Source organism: Cyanobium sp. A1C-AMD, assembly GCF_024346495.1.
GTDB lineage: Bacteria > Cyanobacteriota > Cyanobacteriia > PCC-6307 > Cyanobiaceae > Cyanobium_A > Cyanobium_A usitatum.
Genome location: NZ_JAGQDB010000026.1, coordinates 1 through 21,066, shown reverse-complemented (window position 1 = coordinate 21,066; position 21,066 = coordinate 1). Strand labels below are relative to the sequence as shown.

Below are 21,066 nucleotides of genomic sequence, written 5' to 3'. Positions count from 1 at the left end.
AGGCCTTAGAACAGACCCAGAAAGCGCTTCCGCTCAGGCGTCGGCTCGCGCTTGTCCTTGCCCTGGGAAGCGTCCTGCTGGTAGCGAGGCTTGTTATCGCCAATCGTGAGTAGGGCCTCCTTGTTTTTCCACCACACCCAGTCGCGGATTGGTGGGGTGTTCGCCAGTTGCTGGCGGCTGAGCCCTAGGCCGAGCTTGGCGGAGGCATCGAGCAGAACGTCGAGCATCTCCTCACCGTTGCCGCAGCGGGCCAAGGCCTCATTGGTGCGCTTAGCGCCATTTAGGGCTTTTACCAGGGCGTTTACCCGCTCGACCACCGACAACGACGCTGGATTCATCTGACTGTCACTGGGTGGGGCGACCGTACCAGCGCTGGCCGGTCGACATGAATCGCTGGGGGGCTGACAAGTGGCCGTCAGGCAGGCAAGACTGGAACTAACGCGATGGACTGATGACGTCCCCTACACGTTCCTGCCACCACTGGGTGATCGGGGACGTCCACGGCTGTGCCGACGCGCTTGAGCTGCTGGTAGCTCGCCTACCTGCAGGCGACAAGCTCGTGCTTTGCGGTGATGTGATCAACCGCGGCCCCCAGATCCGCCGCACCATGGAGCTGGCCTGGGGCTTGGTGAGCTCCGGCCGGGCCATCTGGCTGATGGGAAATCACGAAGCCGACCTAGTGGCCGCCCTGCGGCAGGGCGACTGGACCGCTCAAAGGGCCTTGGCCGGCTGCGACACCTATCGCCAACTCGGCGATCGCCACTGCCGCCTCTGGCAGGAGCGGCTGGAGCAGCTGCCCCGCACCTACGCCGGTGAAGGCTGGCTCGCCACCCACGCTGGCTTCAATCCCGACACCTGGGAACCGGACCTCAGCATCCGCATGCCCTTCTGGCAGGCCTACGACGGTCGCTTCGGTGAGGTAGTGATCGGCCACACCCCCGGGCCCCAAGTGCGTCGCCTCGGCCAGATCGTGATGGTGGATACGGGCGCCTGCTACGGCGGCGAGCTTTCGGCCTACTGCCCCGAAACCGGAGCGATTCACGCCGTTTACGGCTTGCAAGAGCGGCGGCTCTCCTCCTTCAGCCAGGAGCTGGCAGGCTGCCTGCCTTGACGACCACCAGCTGAGCATCTGTTGTGCTCACAGTTTTCCGGGGCAACCGGGCCGAACACCTTGCCGAACTCCTGGCCGCCCAGTTGCTGCTCACGCCTCCCGGGCCGCTCGAGACAGTGCAGGTTGTGGTGAACACCTGGCCCACCAGCCGCTGGCTTGGTGAACAGCTGGCCGTGGGACTCGGCGGCATCGCCGCCAACATCCGCTACCCATTTCCTGGCAGCCAGCTGCGCCAAATCGTGAATGGGGTGCTGGGCGAAAACGGCGCAGACCAGGATCCCTGGCGTGCCAGCCAGCTGGTGTGGCCCGTGCTGGAACTGCTCCCCCAGCTGGTGGAGCAGCCAGAAGCTGCCTCGCTTAAGCACTGGCTAGGCCGCTACCCGCAGCACGGCAGCAACCTTGAGCTGGCCCAATGGCAGCTGGGCCGCAGCATCGCAGACGCCCTCGACGACCTAGCCCTGTATCGCCCTGAGCTGCTGGCAGCCTGGTGGTGTGGGGAGGACGGCCCACCCCTGCCGCCGGAGCAGGAGTGGCAGCGGCTGCTGGTGGGGCGGCTACGGGAGCGCCTGGGGGTGAAGCCCTTCGGCCTGCAGGTGCTGGAGGCCATAGCCCAGTTGCAGATCAAGGCACCGCCGGCCGGCAGCCTGCCCGATCCCCTGCGCCTGTTTGGGCTCAGCAGCCTGGCGCCGATCCAGGTGCAGCTGCTGCAGGCCCTGAGCGTGCACACAAATGTGGACCTATACCTGCTCACCCCCTGCCGCGACCTGTGGCAGCGCTGCACCAGCCGCCGCCAACTGCTCAGCGATGCGATCGCGCTGCAGCAGCCCCTTGATGGTGACTGGCTACTGCAGGCCCCTGGCCTGGAGGCCCGCTTCGGCCGACTCGGCGGCGAGTTTCAGCAGTTGCTCGAAGGCAGCGGCGAGAGCCTCCAGGGCCAGTGGCAGGAAAAGGATTTGTTTGTGGCCCCGGCCAGCAGCCATCGGGGCCAGGGGCCAGCGCCCCTGCTGCATCAGCTGCAGCAACAACTGGCGGATCCGGCTGCCCAACCCCTGCTGCAGCGGGCACCGACAGACAGCTCCCTGGAGTTCCACCGCTGTCCCGGCCCCCTGCGCCAGGTGCAGGTCGTGCGGGACCGCATCCTGCAGCTGCTGGCCGCCGATCCCACGCTCCAGCCCCGCGATGTGCTGGTGATGACGCCTCAGGTGGATGGCCTAGCGCCTTTGGTGGCGGCCGTATTTGGCGATCAAGAGGCCACTGGGGTGGCCCTCAATTGGCGCCTCACCGACCGCAGCCAGCAAAGCGAAGCCAGCCTCAGCCGCAGCTTGCTGGAGCTGCTGCGGCTGGCGGGGGAACGGCTCACCGCCTCCGCCCTGGAAACCCTGCTGGAGAGTCCGGCGCTGCAGGGGCATTTCCAGCTCAGTGGTGTCGAGATGGCGGCCCTGCATCCGCTACTGCAGCGGGGGGGCTTCCACTGGGGCCTCGATGCAGAAGAGCGCGGCGGCCTGGGCAGCGGCAGCCTCAGCTGGGTGATCGATCGGCTGCTACTAGGCCTGGTGCTGCCCTGCGACCCCGGCCTGGCCCCGGCCGCCACCGCCCCCCTGGCCAGTGGCGAGAGCATCGAGCTGTTGGGCCGCTGGCTGCACCTGCTCACCCGGCTGCGCCACTGGCTGGTGGAGCTGCGGCGACCCCGCTGTTGCCTGGCCTGGAATACCTGCCTTAGGGCCCTGCTGAGCGACCTGTTCGGCGACGGCGACCAGGCTGGTCAGGCTGGCAGTAGTGGCCAGGACTGGGAACTACCCCTGGTGCTAGCCGCCATTGACGACTGGCAGCAGGCCGCCGCCGGCTGCAACCTGGAGCTGGCCGCACCCGTGGTGGCTGCCGTGCTTGATGAGCGCCTGGCTGCGGATTCGGGCCGGTTTGGCCACCGCAGCGGCGCCCTCACCATCAGCGCCCTCGAGCCGATGCGGGCGATTCCCCATCGGGTGATCGTGCTTATGGGCCTGGATGCAAACGCCTATCCCCGTCAGAGCAAGCGGCCCGGCTTCCACCTGCTGGAACAGCAGCGCCACCTCGGCGATCCCAACCCGGCCGACCAGGACCGCTACGTGCTGCTGGAGGCCCTGCTCTCAGCCCGCGACCATCTGCTGGTGACCTGGAGCAGCCGCGACCCCCGCAGCGGCGAAGAGCTGCCACCGGCCACACCGGTACGCCAGTGGCTCGAGTGGCTGCAGGGGCAGCTGCCTTGTGGCGGTAGCGAACTGGTGATTAGTCACCCTGCCAACCCCCTCGACCGGGCCAATTTCCAAGCCAGCGGCGAGCGGCCGCCCGGCAGCTGCGACGAGCGTCTGCTGAAGGCCCGTGAGCTGCTCGATCAACCACGCCAGCAGAGCGGAGCACCGCAACCGCCCCGGCCCCTGGCGGCCAGCGAACCCCCTAGCGCTCCTCCGGCCCAGGCCAGCGATTCCTCTGGGGATCTGCGCGACTGGCTGCTTGCCCCCCAGGCCAGCTGGCTGGCTGAATTGGAGCTAAGGCCGCGGGAATGGGCCGACAGCCTCGACGACCTCGAGCCCCTCAGCCTCGATGAGCGCGGGCGGGCGCTGCTGCTGCGCCAGGCCCTCGAAAGCCCCAGCGACGCAGCCCTCGATGGGCCCGCCGGCTGGCTGGCTCGCCACCGCGGCCAGGGCTTGCTGCCTCCTCTGGCGGCAGGTGAACTGGAGGCCGGCGGGCTCAGCCAGCGCTGGCGCAGCCTGCACGCCAGCCTCGAGGCCCTGGGCCCTGAGCGCCGGCAGCTGGCCCTCTGGCAAAACTGCCAGCAGGAGCTGCAGTGGCGGGGGAGCTCGGTGCTGGTGCTGCACACCGCCCGACCGCGCAATCGCCACCGAATGGAGCTGTGGCTGGCGCTGCTGCTGGCCGCCGCCGCCGACCAAGGGCCGCTGGATGGGGTGCTGGTGGCCCGGGGTGCAAAGGACTTCGGCGTGCAGTTGCGGCTGCAGGCGCCGCAGGTAGATAGCGCCCGGGCAGAACTACTGCGGCTGCTGGAGTTGCGCCAGCAATGGCGCCAGAGCTGCTGGCCGGTGCCACCGGAAACCGGCTGGGCCCTGCTCGATAAGGGTGAAGCACGGGCCATCGAAACCTGGGAAGGCGGTTTTCAGCTGCGCGGCGAGCGGCTTGATCCGGAGCAGGCCCTCTGCTTCGGATCTGAACTCAGCGGTGCCGCCCTGTTGGCCAGCGGTGAGCTGGCCGCCCGGGCTGGGGAGCTGCTTGGTCCCCTGCGGGAGCGGTTGATATGAACCTGTCTGCCGGCAGCGAGCAGGCTTTGGCATCTGAACAAGCCCTGCCACTCCCACTGCCACTGCCACAACCATTTGAGGCCAATGCCTTTCCCCTGGATCCCGGGCTGCGGCTGCTGGAGGCCAGCGCCGGCACCGGCAAAACCTTCGCCCTGGCCCAGTTGGTGCTGCGCTATGTGACCGAGGCCGAGCTAGGGCTGCGCCAGCTGCTGGTGGTGACTTTCACCGAGGCCGCCGCCGCCGAACTGCGCGATCGCATCGGCCAGCGCCTGCAGCGGGCCCTGGCCGGCCTGGAAAATCCAGATCTGGAGCCGCCCGATCCAACCCTGGCCGCCTGGCTGGAGCAGCAACGACCGCGGGCCGAAAAGTTGCGGGCCCGGCTGCTGCTGGCCCTCGAAGAGCTGGATGCCGCCGACATCACCACCATCCACGGTTTCTGCCGCCGCACCCTGCAGCGCCACGCCCTGGAAGCGGGCCTGCCACCGGAGCTGCAGCTCGAAACCGACAAGGGCACCCTGGTGCGCCAGGTGGCACACGACTACTGGCAACAGCAGGTGCTGCCCCTGCCAAGCCACCTGTTGGCCGGGCTGCAGCAACAGGTTGGCGGCCCCGAAACCCTCGAGGGCCTGCTGCGCCAGCTCGATGGCGATCCAGCCCTAGGCCTGGATTCCCTGCCGGCAACGCTGCGGGCCGACGCCCCCTTGGCACCCCAGCTCGAGGCCCTGTGGAGCGAGGCGTGGCACAACTTCCAGCAGCTCTGGGCCAGCCACGGCCAAGCCCTGGAGGCCGGCTTTTGCGCCGCCGCCAGCCAATGGCGCGGCCAGGGCTTCAAAACCACCAGCCCCTACGTTCCCAAACCCACCAAGGACCGCTGCGCTCTAGTGCGGAGCTGGATCGCTGCCCAGCCCATCGGCGGCGACTACGGCGCCACGGCAGGCAGCCAGGGCGGCGGCCAGGGCCTGCTGCGCGACTACTTCCACCCCGGCGCCTTTCTCAAGGTTGCCCGCAGCCTCGAACCTGGCGCTGGGAAAGGCCCCGGCCCCTCCCTGCCTGAACGCCCCTTGCAGGAGGCGATCGCCCAGGTTTTGGATGGACCGGCCGAAGCCCTAGTGCTGCACGCCTGCCACTGGGGCCGGGCCGAACTGGGCCGGCGGCGGCGCCAGAGCGGAAGGCTGGGTTTCGCCCAACTGCTGGAGGGTCTTGATCCGGGCGAGCAGGCCAGTACCCCCCTGCTAGAGGCGGTGGGAGCCCGCTATGCCGTTGCCCTGATCGATGAATTCCAGGACACCGATCCGATCCAGTGGCGCATCCTTTCGCGGGCCTTCCAGCCTGAGCGGCACCGACTGGTGATGGTGGGTGATCCCAAGCAGGCGATCTATCGCTTCCGCGGCGGCGACCTGCGCACTTATCTGCTGGCCCGTCAGGCCGCCGCCAGCTTCGGCGGCATCAGCAGCCTCCGCGACAACTTCCGCTCCAGCGAGGCCCTGGTCGCCGGCCTCAACGGCCTGATGGGGCCGGGGCTGCGCCGCAGCGACCTGGCCGTACCAGCGGTGCGGCCCCAGGCGAGCGACACCAAACTGCTGCTACCGGCCGGCCAGCACCCCCTGCAGCTGCTCTGGCTCGGCGGCAGCCGCCTGGCTGGTGAGAAACCACCCAGCCGCAGCGCCCTGGAGCGGCAACTTCCCGACCAGATCGCCTGCTTCAGCGCCGAATTGCTCAACCAGGGGCTGATGCAACAGCGGGGTGAGCAGCGCCAACCCCTGGGCCCCAACGACCTATGCGTGCTGGTGGGCACCCACCGTCAGGCTGAAGCCCTGCGCGCCGCCCTTGATCGCTGCGGCATAGCCAGCAAGCTGGTGAGCCAGGGGGATGTGTTTGAAAGCGCCGGCGCCTCGGCAATGCAACGGCTACTCGATGCCCTGGCCGAACCCGGCCGATCCCAGCGCCTGCGGCTGCTGGCCGCCTCTCCCCTGCTGGGCTGGAGCGCGGAGCAAATCGCCTCCGCCAGCCCCGAAGCCTGGAGCAACCTGGCTGCGCGCCTAGCCCAGCTGGCCGTTGAACTTCCCCGCCGCGGCCTGCTTGGGGTGCTGGCGAGCCTGCTGGAGCAAAAGGGGCTGGCCCAGCTATCCCTCGGCGGCCGGCTGCTGGCGGATTTGCAGCAGTGCGGTGAATTGGTGGCCGTGCGGCTCCATGCCGACCAATTGGGTCCCGCAGCGGCAGCCGACTGGCTGCGGCGTCTGCGGCTCGATCCCGACCGGGACATCCCCGACGCCCACCAGCCCCACAGCGACGTGGTCGATGAGGCCGTATCGGTGCTGACGGTGCACCGCAGCAAGGGCCTGGAATATCCAGTAGTGATCTGTCCCTACCTTTGGCAGGCCGGCGCTGAGAGCCGCAGCGGCCAGTCCATCGGCGTGCGCTGGCACCCGGGCTGCCCTGAAGGCGGGCAGCCCGAAGCAGTGCTCGACCTACACCTGAACAACAACTGGGGCCCGGGCCAGGGCGCCAGCCAGCAGCAGCTTGGGGCCGAGCTGCAGGAGCGGGAGCGACTTGCCTATGTCGCTGCCACCCGGGCCAAGCTGCTGCTGGTGCTGGCCTGGGGCCCGGCCTTGGGCCAGCAGGGCAATCCGCTGCACCCCTGGCTGTTCGACCAGGAGCAGCCCCCCGCAAGCGACCACGACCCCTACATCGGCCGCAGTGATGCGGAGTGGCGCGAGCGGCTGGAGCAAGCAATCGCCCGCCGCCAGCTGCCCCTCACCCTGGTGCAGCCCCCCGCCAGCGGCCAGCGCAGCCAGCTGAAACCAGGCCCGGCAGCTGCTGGCCTATCCCTGCAGCGAGGCCCCGTACCCAGCCATGGCTTCGACAGCAGCTGGGGCCGCAGCAGCTACACCAGCTGGACCCAGGGCAGCCACAGCGCCGCCCCCGCAGCCGTGGAGGAGGGCCGCGAAACCGATGCCCTGGTGACTGAACTCGAGGCAGCAACGGCGGCCAACGCCATGGGCGCCGATTCCCAGGACAGCCCTCTGGCCACCTTCCCCCGGGGCGCCCAGGCCGGCGACTGCCTGCACCGCATCCTTGAGCAGCTCGACTACTGCCAACCCTTGGCAGCCCAGGCCGAGCTGGTGGGCCGCGAGCTGCAGCGGGCCGGTATCGCTGCGCAGCACGGCGAAGCGGTGCTAGTTGGGCTGGAGCAGCTGCGGCACACGCCCCTGGGCGGCCCCTGCAACGACTTCAGCTTGGCCCAGCTTGAGCGCGGTGCCCGCCTCAATGAGATGAACTTCGATCTGCCCCTCGGCCTGGTGCGCACCCCAGACCTGGCACGCCCCTTTGCCGACCATCCCGAAGGGTGGTTTGGCAGCGCCTACGCCGAGCAGCTTGCCCAGCTGAAAGTGGAAAGCCGGGGCTTTCTCACCGGCTCGATCGACCTGGTATTTCGACAGGGCGAGCGCTGGTGGGTGGCCGACTGGAAGAGCAACTGGCTGGGCGAGCGCGACGACCAGGGGCAGCCGCTGCACTGCGGTCCACGCCACTACGGAGCAGCAGCCATGGCAGAGCTGATGGCCGCCAACCACTACCCCCTGCAGGCCCACCTGTACCTGGTAGCCCTGCACCGCTACCTGCGCTGGCGCCTGCCCGGCTACCGACCCGAGCAGCACCTGGGCGGCTACGTCTACGTGTTCCTGCGCGGGGTGCCAGGACCCACCACGGCCAGCGAGGTGCCCGGCATGTTTGTGGAGCAGCCGCCCTTGGCCCGCCTGCTCCAACTGGACCAGGCCCTGGGGGGCACACCATGAGCAGCCCCACACCCCTAGAGCAACCTCGCTGGCTCCAGACCCTGGCAGGGGCCCTGGCTGAAGCCCTGCCGCGGCTGCATGGCAGCAACCCCGATCCATTGCTGGCGGAACTGATAACCAACCTGGCTGCCGCCCTGGCGGAGGGTCGCCTGGAAATCAGCCTGCCCAGCGCCGAACATCGCCGCGCCCTGGAGGCTTCACCCCTGGGCGCCGAGCCGGATGGTCCCCTTGTGCTGGAGGGCGACCGGCTGATGTGGCGCCGCTGGCAGCGCCAGCGCCAGCAGGTGCTGCAGGCACTGATCGAGCGGGCCCAGTTTCAGCTCCCCGATGCGAGTCCCGGCGCAAGCTGCAGCGACGGGCTGGATCCGGACCAGCAGCGGGCCGTCACGGCGGTGCTGCAATACGGCCTGGTGCTGCTTGAGGGCGGTCCGGGCACCGGCAAAACCAGCACCGTGGCTCGCATGTTGGCTGCGGTGCTAGCCCAGCAACCAGGCAGCCGCATTCAGCTAGCAGCCCCCACGGGCAAAGCGGCGAGTCGGCTGCGGGCAGCCCTAGCTAGCAGCAGCCTGCAACTTCCCTGCAGCACCCTGCACCGGCTGCTGGAGAGCCGCGGCGAGCGCTTCGGCCGCAACCGCCAGCACCCCCTTGCCCTCGACCTGCTGGTGGTGGATGAGGTGTCGATGGTGGATCTCCCCCTGATGCAGGCCCTGCTGGAGGCCCTGCCACCCAGCTGCCGGCTGGTGCTGGTGGGGGACGCGGCCCAGCTGCCACCGGTAGGCCCCGGGCCAGTGCTGCTGGAGCTGCAGGCACCCGAACGCCGCCAGGCCCTGGGCGGAGCCGCCATCGAGCTGCGCACCACCTACCGCAACAACGGGGCCATCGCTGCGGTAGCAGCGGCCCTACGGGAGGCTGAGCAGCCCCTCGAGGCCCTGCTCACACCGCTGAACTCTGACGACAACCTGCGCTGGCTGCCGGCCAACCCACGCCAGCTGCCAGCAGAGCTACTGCAACGACTGCGGCAGCACCAGCACCAGCTGCAGGAGAGCTGCCTGGCGGGCGATCTGGACGATCCCGCCGTCACCGCCAGCCTGCTGGCGGGCCTGGATAACTACCTAGTGCTGACACCAGTGCGCCGGGGCCGCTGGGGGGTGGAAGCTATCCACCAGGCCCTGCTGGGGGAGGCGGCCGCCCGCTCGCCCCAGTTTTGGCCAGTGGGCACGCCCGTGCTGTGCCGCCACAACCTCAGCGAACTGGGGCTCGCCAATGGCGACGTGGGGCTGGTGGTGGAAAGGGAAACCAAGCGGGGGCGGGAACGCCGCCTGCTGTTTGCAAACCAGGGCGGTAGCGAGCCTCTCTGGATTCACCCGGCCCAGCTACCCGAGGCCGAGCCAGCCTTGGCCCTCACGGTGCACAAGGCCCAGGGCAGTGAGGCCCAAGAGGTATGGGTGCTGATGCCCGACACCGGCAGACCCCAACGGCGCCTGCTCTACACAGCCCTGACCAGGGCCAGAGAGCGGGCCTGCCTGATCACCCCGTTGCGCGGCGCGGCGGCGGCTGTCAGCCTGAAATCGTGAACATCTCTGAGCCCCAAAGTCCCGCCAGCCGGGTGCAACGCCCTTGGGGCTGGTTTGAACAGCTGGCCAGCGGAGATCAATACCTGGTCAAACGCCTACTGATCCGCCGCGGCCAGCGGCTGAGCCTGCAGCGCCACCAACACCGCTGTGAGCACTGGGTGGTGGTGGCCGGCGACGGTGAACTGCAAGTGGGGGAGGAGGCCGTCACCGCAACGGCAGGGACCAGCGTCTTCATCCCCCAAGGGGCAATTCACCGGGCCCAAGGAGGTCTGGCGGATCTGGAGATCGTGGAGGTGCAGCGTGGTAGCTGGTTGAGCGAAGCCGACATCGAGCGCCTGGCGGATGACTTCGGCCGGAAGTGAAGCGGACCGGAAGGTGATAATGTTTGTCTTCAGCCTTTTTCAAGGGCAGGGCAGTTTTGTTAATTGCGGGTCTGAACAACTGAACATCGGGTAAAGCAGTGCAGCTTCAGTTGCCCCGCAACGGCCCATCCGTTCAGTATTTCTTGGCTCAATTGGGTTCTGCCGGCCTGCGTTCAAGGACTTCACCAAGCCCTGATTAACCAGGCCATTTTCATCCCGTGACCGAACACGCCAACGGCGGCAGCTTTGCTTGCTCCGTAGACATCGACGCGCCCGCCCAAACAACTGAAATCAACACATCCGAAAACAACTCAGCTGAAGTCAAGACAGAAGCAACCACTGCCTCGGGCTTTGCCCGCTTCGGCTTTGCCCCAGAACTGCTGAAGGCCCTTGAAGCCATCGGCTATCTGGAGCCCTCACCAATTCAGAAGGCCGCCATCCCCGAGCTGATGCTCGGCCGCGACCTGGTGGGACAGGCCCAGACAGGCACCGGCAAAACCGCTGCCTTCGCCCTGCCAATGCTGGCGGCCCTCGATCCCGAGCAGCGCAAGCCCCAGGTGCTGGTGCTCGCCCCTACCCGGGAGTTGGCGCTGCAGGTAGCCGAGGCCTTCAACAGCTATGCCAGCCACCTACCCGGTGTGCGCACCCTGGCGATCTACGGCGGCGCTGATTTCCGCGACCAGATCCATCAGCTCAAACGCGGCGTTCAAATCGTGGTGGGCACCCCCGGCCGGGTGATGGACCACATGCGTCAAGGCACCCTCGATCTCTCCAGTCTTCGCGCCCTGGTGCTGGACGAGGCTGATGAAATGCTGCGCATGGGCTTCATCGATGATGTCGAATGGGTGCTCGAACAACTACCTGAGCAGCGTCAGGTAGTGCTGTTCTCTGCCACCATGCCGCCCGAAATCCGGCGCATATCGCAGAAATATCTCAACGCGCCCGCTGAAATCACGATCAAGCAAAAGGCAGCCGATGCCAGCCGCATTCGTCAGCGTTTCTTGATGGTGCATGCGCCCCACAAGCAAGCAGCCCTGGAGCGGGTTCTGGAGGCAGAGACCAGTGAGGGTGTGATCATTTTTGCCCGTACCAAGGCGATCACGCTCACCGTGGCCGAATCGCTTGAACAGCACGGTTACGACGTTGCCGTGCTCAACGGCGACGTGCCCCAAGCCCAGCGAGAGCGCACCATCGAGCGGCTTAAGAGCGGCCAGGTGGACGTGCTGGTTGCCACCGATGTGGCTGCCCGCGGGCTCGATGTAGAGCGGATCAGCCTGGTGATCAACTACGACATCCCCTTCGATTCGGAGGCCTATGTCCACCGTATTGGCCGCACCGGTCGAGCTGGCCGCAGCGGAGACGCCATCCTGTTCCTGACCCCGAGGGAGCGCCGTTTCCTAGGCGGCATGGAGCGGGCCGTGGGCAAGCCGATCGAAGAGATGGAGGTGCCAAGCAACGCCACCATCAATCAAAACCGGCTCGACCGGATGCGCACCAAGCTCACCAACTGCTTGCAAACCCCAGCCAGCAGCGAGCAGGAACGGGCCTTACTCAGTGAAATCCTGCAACGGGTTGCTCAGGAGCAGGGCTCCAGTCCTGAGCAGCTAGCCCTGGCGGCCCTAGAGCTGAGCCTGGTGGGCAAACCCCTGCTTTTGCAGGGCGAAGAGAACTTCCAGCAAGTGCGTCAGAACGGTCCTGGCCGCGATGGAGGTAGGGATGGAGGTAGGGATAGCGGTCGCGACTTCGGCCGGGACCGGGGAAGGGGCCGGGAAATGGGTAGGGAGGTTGGCCGTGATGTTGGCAGGGGAGCTCCCAGGGGCGAACGCCCCGTTGGTCCGCCAGAGGACAACATGGAGCGCTTCCGGGTGGAACTGGGCTGGCGCGACCGCATCAAGCCCGGCAACATCGTGGGAGCCATTGCCAATGAGGCCGGTCTGAACGGGCGAGCCATCGGCCGTATCCAGATTTTCGACACCCACAGCACCGTGGACCTACCCAAGGGCATGCCCGAGGATGTTTTCCAGGGTCTGCGCCAACTTCGGGTGATGAACAAACCCCTGCAGCTTTCCAGGTTCCAGGGGTGAACTCCTCGGGCTTCCGCCCTTTTGCTCCATGAACCCCAGCCCCCCGCGCCCGGTCCTAATCGGACTGCTTTGCCTGGGGCTGGTGTCCCTGGTTCCCGCCAGCCGCTCTATCAGCGTTGCCGAGGTAGTGAAAGCCTTCTGCCTGTCGGCTTACCAGGCGGACCTGCAAAGGGAGGGCAAAGCTGCCCCCTCTGCCCTACTCGACCGCACCTGCGCCTGCGTTGGTGAGCGAGTTGCAAAGGGCAGCGACGTCGAGGAAGCCCATGAAGCCTGCGGGCGGACCCTGGATCAGCGCTCCGTGAGCAAGCCCAGCACCTAGCGCCGGGCGATGATCCGCCCGGCCAAGCTCTTCAGGCGCAAAGACTGGTCACGCCTCCCACACTCAGGCTGGTCAAGTCGGTAATTGACAACCGCTCCACGGCGGCGATCAACGTCGATTGAACCTCTGCACTTTCGCAAGCAACCAGGCTCTGCAGCAGGTCAAAACGATCCTGGGTGGCAAGTTCGCCATCCTCACGCCAGGCGAGGCTCCAAGGCACAGGTGCTGTGATCATGGGTCCGCGTTGATCAGAGTTTGCTGACATTGGGACGACATCCGGGATCACCGGTTGAACCTCAGAGTCTCTTCAGAACCGCTTTACGGTTCTCCATGAAACGCCTCGCGAGTGCTAGCTAGGGGCCAGGCCACCCGGTATCATTTGCCGTGATTCAAAGGTTACGGCCTTTCTTTTGGCAACCCTAGTTCCCACTAGGACCACTAAGAACCGCAGCTTCGACCGAATCAGTTCCAGGATTTGCTCCATTAATGACTATCTACGTTGGCAATCTTTCGTTCCAAGCTGAACGCGAGGACTTGCTTGATCTCTTCGGCCAATACGGAGAGGTGCGCCAGTGCAGCCTGCCCCTAGACCGAGAAACCGGTCGCAAACGCGGTTTCGCTTTTGTCGAATTAGCCGACGATGCGGCCGAACAAAAGGCTATTGACGACCTTCAGGACGTCGAATGGATGGGGCGCATGATTCGTGTCAACAAAGCCACTCCCCGTGAAGGTGGTGGCGGTGGTGGTGGTGGTCGTGGTGGCGGCGGCCGTGGGGGCTACGGCGGTGGCGGTGGCAATCGTGGTGGCGGTGGATATGGCGGCGATGGTGGTGGTGGCGGTGGATACGGCGGAGGCGGTGGCAATCGTGACGGTGGCGGATATGGCGGCGATAGCGGCAACCGCTGGTAAAACCAACCCATCAGCCTCTACTGCAAGCTCTCCAGCTCTGCACTGAGCTACCCAAGCCCTGCCGCGGAAGCTCCACGGCAGGGTTATTTTTTGCAGAGCGTCCAGCGGTGAAAGCCAGGCCTGCGTCAACAGCTTCATCAACTCGTTCGAGCCTGGCCACTCTGGGCAGCGGCAAGCCCCCATTTGTGAAAGGTTCGCTTGGTGCAATAGCTTTCAGGGGATGAGAACCCCTCCGGCCAAGCGGCCCCGCAAGCGGAGTAAACGCGGTGCCGTGCTCCTGGCGATTGGGGTCGGCATGGGCGGAGGCCTGTTGCTGGCGGGGCCCCTCTCCGAACTGCTCAGCGACACCGCCTCAGGAGCAAATAACGCCATCACCAATCCGTTCGCGGCCTGGAGCGGCATCACCAACCAAGACATCCTGCTGCTCGGCACCGATGTGGGTGGTGGCAACACCGATGTGATCGCCAGCCTGCGCGTGGATGGGGGCATCACCCGGATCACCCAGGTACCTCGGGACACCTACATCGAGGCAGAAGGCTATGGACCGCACAAAATCAACGCCCTCTACAGCCTCGGGGGCACCGATCTGCTCAAACGGGAATTGGCCCGCAAGTTGGGTCGACCGATCACCCACCACCTAGTGGTGAACCTGTCTGCGATCCGGCGCATGGCCGATGCCCTCGGCGGCATCGAGGTGGACGTGCCGAAACGCATGGCCTACACCGACAACAGCCAGGGCCTGTACATCGACTTGCAACCCGGCCTGCAAAATCTCAAAGGTCAAGACCTAGAGGGCTTCCTGCGCTTTCGCCACGATGAGATGGGCGACATCGGCCGACTGGAGCGCCAGCAACTTGCCCTACAGGCCCTGTTTCGCAAGCTCACCAGGCCAGAGCATCTGGTGCGCCTGCCGATCCTGCTGGCTGCAGCAGGTAAGGATCTAAAAACCGACCTGGGCCCCATGGAGCTGGGTGGCCTTATCACCGCCATGGGCACGACCCAGCTTGAAACCAAGCGACTGGGCGGACGGCCCTTCTATCGCGATGACATCAGCTATTGGGAAGCGGAGTGGCCCCAGCCGGTGCTGGACGGCTCCAACGAAGCTGAAAGCAGCGGCGATGGCCGCTATCGCTTCCTTTTCTGATCTGCTGCAGGATCAATATCTGGCCGCGAGTCGCCATTGCTCCGCTGAGACAGGGTGATCAGGGCGAGCAGCAGTGCTACCCCCGCCAGCAAGGGGGTGGAGGCGGCCACGGTCACCCCGAGGGCAGCCGTAAACCATATCGAAGCCGCACTGGTGAGTCCACGCACCTCAGGCAGGCCCCTCTTGTCAGCCGTAGGGGGCACCAGGATCTCGCCCGCCCCCAGGAAGCCAATTCCGGTGGCGACCCCCTGCATGACGCGGCTGCGGGCCTGGGGGTCGTCACCGGCCGCCAGCACCATCAGACAGGCACTGAGGCCCACCAGCACATGTACCCGCAGGCGGTTGGGATGGCTGGTATTGCCATGGTGGGCTCGATTGATGCCCACAGCCAAACCACACAGCACCGCCAGGCCTAGGCGCAGCAGGACCTCCAGATCGGGAGTGAGCGCCGGCAGCCAGCTCATGACAGCCCCCTCATGACAGCCAAGCGCAAGGTGGCTGATCCCCATATGCTCTACCCAGCTCAGCGTTGCCGCAGACAGTGCAGAACCTGCTACTGCGCAGCACCCTGAAATCCGTATTCATCACCGCGGCGATCGCCTCCTAGAGCGAGCGCATTCAGTTTCTCTGGTATCCGCTGATGGCGGTAGTGATAGTTGTGGATGACAACGATGGTCACCCCCCACCGACCGCATCACCGGCTCGGTGCTGGGAGGCCTGATCAGCTTCCTGGAGCAGACAATCCTCAGCAGTGGGTTCGGGGTGCTGATGGTTATCTGTTAGCAAATTCCCGATGCAGATCGTAGCGATCCCCTTGAAATCTGCTGATAACGATGAGCTAGGCGCACTAAAAGAACAGATCATGCCTCCCGCTCGATCAACAGGAAGGAAGGTCCTTGATGCAGTCATGCTTGCGCCATCAACTGCACAACCATGACAAGCCCTGCCTTTCTGCATCGCCGCTCGCCCGTGTTTGCCGGGCGCGCCATGGCCAGCTCCAGCTCGCCGCTGGTGACCCGGGTGGGCTTGCGAGTGCTGGAGCAGGGCGGCAACGCCGTTGATGCCGCCGTGGCCATGGCCGGCATGCTGGCGCTGGCCGAGCCGATGATGAGCGGGCTGGGCGGCGACACCATGGTGCTGGTGTGGTCGGCCAAGGAGCAAAAGGTCTTCGGGCTGAATGGCAGCGGTCGTGCCCCGAGCGGCGCCAGTTTGGAGCGCATTGGCTCCGTGCCGGTGATGCCGGAGCACGGCGCCGCCGCCGTCACGATCCCCGGCGCTGTGGATGGCTGGTGCGCGCTGCTGGAGCGCTTTGGCACGCAGTCGCTGCAGCAGCTGTGGCAGCCAGTGATCGCCTACGCGCGCGAGGGCTATCCGGTGGGTGAATCGATCGCCGGCTTCTGGGAGCTTGGCGCCGCATTGCTGGGGCCGAGCGGACCCGTGCAGCTGGGGGAACTGATGCTGCCTGAGGGCAGCGCCCCGCAGCCTGGCCAGCTGATGCGGCTGCCGCAACTGGCGGCCACGCTTGAGCGAGTGGCCCGGGAGGGTCGCCAAGGCTTTTATGAAGGCTCCGTAGCGGAGGCGATCGCCACCACGATCAGCGCAGGCGGCGTGCCCACCACCCTTGCCGATCTGGCCGCCCAGCAACATCGCGCCGAGTGGGTGGAGCCCCTCAGCGTGGGCTACCGCGGCCGAGAGGTTTTGGGGATGCCGCCCAATTGCCAGGGAATCGTCGCTCTCCATGCTCTCGGCATCCTCGACTGCCTGCCGCTCGCCTCGATGGATGAGGCGGAGCGATTGCACCACCAGATTGAGGCGATCCGCCTGGGCTTCGAGCTGGCGATCGACGTGGTGGGTGAGCCCACCCCCGACATGCTGGAGCAGGTGCGGCAAGCCCTCAGCTCAGCCGGTCTGGCTGCCGCCCGCAGCCGCATCACCAACCGAGCCCGACTCGCCACCCGGCCCCAGGGCGCCAATGCAGGCGACACCAGCTATGTGTGCGCCGTTGATCCAGAGGGCAACGCCGTGTCGTTGATGACCAGCATCTGCGGTCCGTTCGGTTCGGGGCTGGTGGCAGGCGACACAGGGGTGGTGCTCAACAATCGAGCCGCCCAATTCTCCAGCCAGCCCGGCCATCCCAATGCTATGGCCGCCGGCTATCGGCCGCGTCACTCGATTCTGCCGGCGATGGTGCTGCGCGATGGGCTGCCGGAATTTTTGATGGGCGTGATCGGCGGCAATGCCCACCCCCAGGGGCTCACCCAGATCCTGGTGAACGCCCTCGATCGGGGCATGAATCCCCAGCAGGCCGTGGACGCGCCGCGCTTCAAGCTGATCATGCAGAGCGGGGCGGTGCACATCGATCCGCAGTTCAGCCTCGAGGTGGGCAACAAACTGGTCACCCGCGGCCATCAACTCGGAGACTCCTACGGCTTTGCGAGCTTCAAGGGGGCGGCCCAGATGCTGCGCATCCATCGCGATGCCAGTGGCCAATGCACCAGCCTGGAGGCCGGCGTGGATCACCGGCTCGATGGGGTGGCGCTCGGGTTCTGAGGGGCGCTGGCCTTGGCAGCCAGCAGGGCTTGCGCCTGGTGTTCATTCCAGTCCTCGCCGCGCCAGCGCTCGCCCAGAGCCGCCGCAATCGCGGCCACCAACAGCAGCAGCGGCAACAGGGCCGGATCCCCCTGAAGCGTGAACACAAAGGCGGCGCAAAACAGCGGCGCGCCATGGGCGGCGGCGAACAGGGCCGTGGCCGCCACCGCCGCCAGCTGGGCCAGGTCGTTGCTGGTGAGCCCTGGCAGGCCCTGCAGCGGACTAATCAGCAGGGCACCCAGGCTCATGCTGTCGTGCATCAGGCCACCGGGGGCCCCCAGGGCGATGCTGAGCACGCTGGCCAGCAGGCGCCAGAGCCACAGCAGCGGCAAGCCCACGGACTCACCGCTCAGGGCCGCCGCCAGGGACAGGGAGCCGTCGTTGAGGCTGAGGCCGCCACTCACGAACGCCAGCAGCGTGAGGCTGGCGGCCAGCAGCAGGGCGCCCACGAGCAGTCGCTTGGCCAGCAGGCGTTTTACCCAGGCCGCCGCCGGCAGCAGCAGGCGCACAAACAGGCTTCCGCCAGCAGCTCCCACGAGGGTGAGCAGCACCACCCAGCCCCACAGCTCCGGTGCCAGGGCTCCGAGTTCAAGGCCCGGCAGACGGGCAGGCTGGCCCATGGTGGTGGCCACCAGCGTGCCACTGCCCGCCAGCAGCAGCGCCGGCAGCACCAGCGGCAGGCCGCTGCGCTGGCCCAGCTCTTCCAGTCCGTAGGCCACCGCCAGCAGGGGCGAGCGAAAGGCCGCCCCCAACCCGGCCGCGCCGCCGATAACGGCCACCAGTTGGGGGGAGAGGGCCGCCAGCAGCTGAAAGCCGGGCCAGCGCCGGCGGATGGCCAGCAGCACGCTCGCTCCCAGCGCCACCGAGGGCGACTCCACCCCCACCGCCAGGCCACCCAGGTGGGTGAGCAGCATCAGGGGCAGCCGCCGCAGCTGGGTGGCGAGGCTGAGCTGCTGCAGCCAGAGCGCCTCCCGGGCGCTGCGCACAGCCTGGGGTGCGCGATCGAGGGCCAGCAGGGCCGTCGTGCCGCCACCACGGCCCGTGGCCAGAGGACCCCAGGCCAGCAGCACCAGCAGGCTCGTGGCCGCAAACACCACCACGCAACCGAGCACGGGCTGGGGCTGAGCCGCCAGCCAGAGCCCCCGCTGCAAGCGGAAGCCAAGTTCGGAGATGGCCTGATAAGGCCCCATCAGCAGCCCAAACAGCAATCCCAGCAGCAACCAGCCAGCCAGGGACGCCAGGGCACCCGCTGCCGGAGCACGAACCGGGGTCACGGGCAGCCCACCGGGCCATGGCCCGCTCGCTTCCAGCGCTGGAAGCAGACGTTGGCTGGATCGAGCACCAGGGGTTTGAACAGGTCGTTGCGCTGGCCATCAATCAGCTGCTGCTGGTTGATCCAGGTGCCTGGCGCCGGCACCACCGTGCGGTGGCGCACCGCATCCGCACCAGGGGCGGCGGTGAGCGTGGGGTTTTGCACCACGGGTTCCGGGCCATAGATCCCTGCGGCCGTAGATGTTCCAACCCGCCGGCCACCACTCACCAGCCAAAACTGACCGAGCTTGGCGGCCAGGTAGGGATGGAGATCGGCGCGGCCGGTGGGGGGATCGCTCACCGCATAGAGCCTGGGATCGATCTCTACCTTCAACGCCGCAGGATCCCCGGAAGGCACCGCCAGCACATCGGTACGCAGGCTCTGGTAGAGCCCCGTGACCTCGGTTACGGCGAGGTCGGCGGCTGTGGCCAGGCCGATGCGCCCCAGCGGCGTGGCCACCACCAGTGGCGCATCGCCAGGGATGGCCCAGGTCTGCTCAGCGGCGCTGAGGTGGGTGGCGCGATAGCGGCCGAGCACGGTGCCGGCCGGACCGGCCAAGGCCACGGTGTGAAACACCTTGGAGCCATCGCGCTCGGGATAGCTCCCCACCAGGTAGCCGCTGCCGGCCTTGGCGCGCCGGGCCAACAGCTGCTCAAAGGCGCCGCCACGCCGCTCCGCTCGGCGGCTGATCTCAGCGGCCGGCAAACCGCTGGGCAAACCGGATAGTTCGGGGAGCACCAGCAGCTCCTGGGGCTGGGGTTGGCTGCTGCTGAGGCGCGAGGCGTCACCCGTCCACTGGGCAGCAGCCAACTGCACCGGTCGCGTTGTCGCGGTGGCGGTGCTGTCCACAGGGGCCCGGCGCAGGGCCAGCAGCGGGTTGTAGAGCGAAGGCCGGCGGGCCGCCAAGCGTTGCTCGCGCACCGCATCGGCTTCCGCCGGAATGATCGTGGTGGCAAAGATGCCGTTCAATCCCGGCGGCAGCACCTCGGGTGGCACCACCGGCGCCTGCACCAGCTTGCGGCCCTGGGGCGACCAGATGCTGGAGCCGCCGTTGTAATAGAGCTGGCTGCCGTTGATCGGATTGCGCTCTATGCCGCTGCGGGTAGCGCCGATCACCCACAAACCGTTGAGGGCGCTCATGTGCTGCACGCTGGCCACGGTGGAGTGATTGCCCTTCGCCTGAGCAGCTGGCGTGCCGGGCATCACCCGATCCGACACCGAATGCCAGCCGATGATCTGGGCACCGCGCAGGGCGGCCAACCGGTCGTACTGCCAGTAGGTGTCGTCGTAACAAATGATCAGGGCAATGCGGCCGATCGGGGTGTCAAACACACCGACATCGGTGTCGCCCGGGCCGAACAGTTGCACGTCCTGGCCATTGAGGCCGTTTTTGCGATATTTGCCGATGATCCCTTCAGGCCCCAGCAACACCGCTGTGTTGTAAAAGATCCCCGTGTTGGCATCTTTCTCAGCAATGCCGACGCTCATGTGCATACCGGTGCGTTTGAGCACCGGCAGCAGGGCGTCGGTGGCCCGACCCGGAATGGTGTCCACGAAGGGAGCCAACTGGGCGGGATCGGTGAAGTCGTAGCCGCTGATCGCTGTTTCGGGAAACACGGCGTACTGCACCCCCTCGGCCGCAACTCGTTCGGCCGCCTGCACGAGGCGGCGAATGTTGCCGTCAAGGTCGCCCCAGGCGGGGATGAAATCGACAGCGGCCACCTTCACCGGCTTGCTGCCCAGTTGGGCTCTGTCCACCTGGGCACGGGCTGGCAGCATCAACCCACTGCTCAGCAGGCCGGATAGCACCAGGCCAAGGGAACTGGCAGCAAGGCGCTGGTGAGATCGGGTCGACATTCAGTAAGAGGCGCTTTACCTACCTAAGGATGCAATCACCTGGGGCCAGTCGAGGGGGGAGGGGAGATCAAGCGTTTCTTTGCATTTAGCAAGGAATTTTTTGTCCGTGATGGTTCAACGCAGAGCACCCTGGGCCAAGAAACCGACATCAATGTCGGCAGCTTCCTCTGGAGGTGGTGCAGCAAGGCGGTCAGCCACCGGCTCTTCTCTTACAGAACCAGACGCTCCTGGAACTCGGAGTGCGCCTGATGAATCTGGCTCTGGCGATAGACACCGAACGCATCAGTTTTCTGGTTGGCTGGATCCAAAGGAGACCGAGCAGCGAATGAATGTCTTTCTGTGCTCAGCATCGCTCTCGCTACCAACAACACCTATCCCGTTTATGGCCACCTCGGAATGGCGATGAAAGGACCCTTCAGCAGGATGGGCAGGTCGGGGAATAGCACCGGCAGCCAGCTCATATCAGCCCCCTCATGACAGCCAGGCGCAAGGAGGCTGATCCCCATAAGCTCTACTAAGCTCAGCGATGCCGCGGACAGTGCAAAACCAGCTGCTGCGCAACAGCCTGAAGCTCTTTGTAGCTGTACTCGTTACAGCCGCCATTGCTGTCTGGACCGAAAGAATCCAATTTGCCTGGTATCCGCTGTTAGCAGTGGTGATGGTTGTCGACGATAACGACGACCACACGCTGCAGGCCGCCAGCGGCCGCATCCTGGGCACC

At 66.6% G+C, this 21,066-nt stretch carries 15 protein-coding genes and 2 pseudogenes; 12 read left to right on the top strand and 5 right to left on the bottom strand.

Going from position 1 to position 21,066, the window contains the following annotated elements; genetic code table 11:
* Positions 1 to 5: 5 nt before the first annotated feature.
* Positions 6 to 338: a hypothetical protein gene (locus KBY74_RS06275; protein WP_254941951.1), complete on the bottom strand. Its 333-nt coding sequence runs from the start codon at positions 336 to 338 to the stop codon at positions 6 to 8.
* 113 nt (positions 339 to 451) lie between these two features.
* On the opposite strand from KBY74_RS06275, the gene KBY74_RS06270 reads away from it, so the two are divergent.
* The 7 genes from KBY74_RS06270 (at position 452) to KBY74_RS06240 (ending at position 12,534) form a co-directional block, all read left to right on the top strand.
* Entirely contained in the window at positions 452 to 1,111 is a 660-nt protein-coding gene (locus KBY74_RS06270) for a metallophosphoesterase (RefSeq protein ID WP_254941950.1), read from the top strand.
* Positions 1,112 to 1,134: 23 nt separating this feature from the next.
* Positions 1,135 to 4,401 carry an exodeoxyribonuclease V subunit gamma gene (locus tag KBY74_RS06265; protein WP_254941949.1) on the top strand — a complete coding sequence of 1,089 codons (3,267 nt, stop codon included), beginning with the start codon at positions 1,135 to 1,137 and terminating at the stop codon, positions 4,399 to 4,401.
* Positions 4,398 to 8,195 (top strand): UvrD-helicase domain-containing protein, encoded by a 3,798-nt coding sequence (locus tag KBY74_RS06260; RefSeq protein ID WP_254941948.1) that lies wholly within the window; start codon positions 4,398 to 4,400, stop codon positions 8,193 to 8,195. Before KBY74_RS06265 ends, KBY74_RS06260 begins: the two co-directional genes overlap by 4 nt.
* Positions 8,192 to 9,769: an ATP-dependent RecD-like DNA helicase gene (locus tag KBY74_RS06255; protein WP_254941947.1), complete on the top strand. Its 1,578-nt coding sequence runs from the start codon at positions 8,192 to 8,194 to the stop codon at positions 9,767 to 9,769. Before KBY74_RS06260 ends, KBY74_RS06255 begins: the two co-directional genes overlap by 4 nt.
* Complete coding sequence (locus KBY74_RS06250; RefSeq protein WP_254941946.1) at positions 9,766 to 10,131, top strand: phosphomannose isomerase type II C-terminal cupin domain; 366 nt, start codon at positions 9,766 to 9,768, stop codon at positions 10,129 to 10,131. Before KBY74_RS06255 ends, KBY74_RS06250 begins: the two co-directional genes overlap by 4 nt.
* Before the next feature lie 218 nt (positions 10,132 to 10,349).
* Positions 10,350 to 12,215, top strand: coding sequence for a DEAD/DEAH box helicase (locus KBY74_RS06245; RefSeq protein ID WP_254941945.1), 1,866 nt, complete (start codon positions 10,350 to 10,352; stop codon positions 12,213 to 12,215).
* A 28-nt stretch (positions 12,216 to 12,243) separates the two neighbouring features.
* Complete coding sequence (locus KBY74_RS06240) at positions 12,244 to 12,534, top strand: hypothetical protein (protein ID WP_254941944.1); 291 nt, start codon at positions 12,244 to 12,246, stop codon at positions 12,532 to 12,534.
* Positions 12,535 to 12,565: 31 nt separating this feature from the next.
* Here the strand turns inward: KBY74_RS06240 and KBY74_RS06235 are convergent, their stop codons facing one another.
* A complete protein-coding gene (locus KBY74_RS06235; RefSeq protein WP_254941943.1) occupies positions 12,566 to 12,769 on the bottom strand; it encodes a hypothetical protein in 204 nt (67 codons plus the stop codon).
* A 251-nt stretch (positions 12,770 to 13,020) separates the two neighbouring features.
* Here KBY74_RS06235 and KBY74_RS13790 point away from each other — a divergent pair.
* The 3 genes and pseudogenes from KBY74_RS13790 to KBY74_RS06220 all read left to right on the top strand — a co-directional run.
* Positions 13,021 to 13,224, top strand: a pseudogene (locus tag KBY74_RS13790) (RNA recognition motif domain-containing protein); the annotation flags it as partial.
* Positions 13,225 to 13,237: 13 nt separating this feature from the next.
* A complete protein-coding gene (locus KBY74_RS13785) occupies positions 13,238 to 13,489 on the top strand; it encodes a hypothetical protein (protein ID WP_254941962.1) in 252 nt (83 codons plus the stop codon).
* A gap of 225 nt (positions 13,490 to 13,714) precedes the next feature.
* The gene (locus KBY74_RS06220; protein WP_254941942.1) at positions 13,715 to 14,587 is read left to right on the top strand and encodes an LCP family protein; all 873 of its coding nucleotides are present in this window, start codon (positions 13,715 to 13,717) and stop codon (positions 14,585 to 14,587) included.
* Here the strand turns inward: KBY74_RS06220 and KBY74_RS06215 are convergent.
* Positions 14,569 to 15,051 carry an MgtC/SapB family protein gene (locus tag KBY74_RS06215; RefSeq protein WP_254941941.1) on the bottom strand — a complete coding sequence of 161 codons (483 nt, stop codon included), beginning with the start codon at positions 15,049 to 15,051 and terminating at the stop codon, positions 14,569 to 14,571. The two genes, KBY74_RS06220 and KBY74_RS06215, sit on opposite strands and share 19 nt — an antisense overlap.
* Positions 15,052 to 15,520: 469 nt before the next feature.
* Between KBY74_RS06215 and KBY74_RS06210 the strand changes: the two genes are divergently transcribed.
* Entirely contained in the window at positions 15,521 to 17,137 is a 1,617-nt protein-coding gene (locus KBY74_RS06210; RefSeq protein WP_254941940.1) for a gamma-glutamyltransferase family protein, read from the top strand.
* On the opposite strand, the gene KBY74_RS06205 is transcribed toward KBY74_RS06210, so the two are convergent.
* Both KBY74_RS06205 and KBY74_RS06200 read right to left on the bottom strand, forming a co-directional pair.
* Positions 17,104 to 18,450, bottom strand: a complete 1,347-nt coding sequence (locus KBY74_RS06205; RefSeq protein ID WP_254941939.1) for a chloride channel protein — start codon at positions 18,448 to 18,450, stop codon at positions 17,104 to 17,106. The genes KBY74_RS06210 and KBY74_RS06205 overlap by 34 nt on opposite strands.
* Positions 18,447 to 20,345 (bottom strand): carbon-nitrogen hydrolase family protein, encoded by a 1,899-nt coding sequence (locus KBY74_RS06200; RefSeq protein ID WP_254941938.1) that lies wholly within the window; start codon positions 20,343 to 20,345, stop codon positions 18,447 to 18,449. Before KBY74_RS06200 ends, KBY74_RS06205 begins: the two co-directional genes overlap by 4 nt.
* 526 nt (positions 20,346 to 20,871) lie before the next feature.
* Here KBY74_RS06200 and KBY74_RS06195 point away from each other — a divergent pair.
* Positions 20,872 to 21,066: pseudogene (locus KBY74_RS06195) on the top strand (FUSC family protein); the annotation flags it as partial.

Excerpts from the sequence above, each read along its gene's own strand:
- KBY74_RS06275 (WP_254941951.1), bottom strand. The coding sequence starts at position 338 with ATGAATCCAGCGTCGTTGTCGGTGGTCGAGCGGGTAAACGCCCTGGTA.
- KBY74_RS06270 (WP_254941950.1), top strand. The coding sequence starts at position 452 with ATGACGTCCCCTACACGTTCCTGCCACCACTGGGTGATCGGGGACGTC.
- KBY74_RS06260 (WP_254941948.1), top strand. The coding sequence starts at position 4,398 with ATGAACCTGTCTGCCGGCAGCGAGCAGGCTTTGGCATCTGAACAAGCC.
- KBY74_RS06255 (WP_254941947.1), top strand. The coding sequence starts at position 8,192 with ATGAGCAGCCCCACACCCCTAGAGCAACCTCGCTGGCTCCAGACCCTG.
- KBY74_RS06240 (WP_254941944.1), top strand. The coding sequence starts at position 12,244 with ATGAACCCCAGCCCCCCGCGCCCGGTCCTAATCGGACTGCTTTGCCTG.
- KBY74_RS06235 (WP_254941943.1), bottom strand. The coding sequence starts at position 12,769 with ATGATCACAGCACCTGTGCCTTGGAGCCTCGCCTGGCGTGAGGATGGC.
- KBY74_RS06215 (WP_254941941.1), bottom strand. The coding sequence starts at position 15,051 with ATGAGCTGGCTGCCGGCGCTCACTCCCGATCTGGAGGTCCTGCTGCGC.
- KBY74_RS06210 (WP_254941940.1), top strand. The coding sequence starts at position 15,521 with ATGACAAGCCCTGCCTTTCTGCATCGCCGCTCGCCCGTGTTTGCCGGG.
- KBY74_RS06200 (WP_254941938.1), bottom strand. The coding sequence starts at position 20,345 with ATGTCGACCCGATCTCACCAGCGCCTTGCTGCCAGTTCCCTTGGCCTG.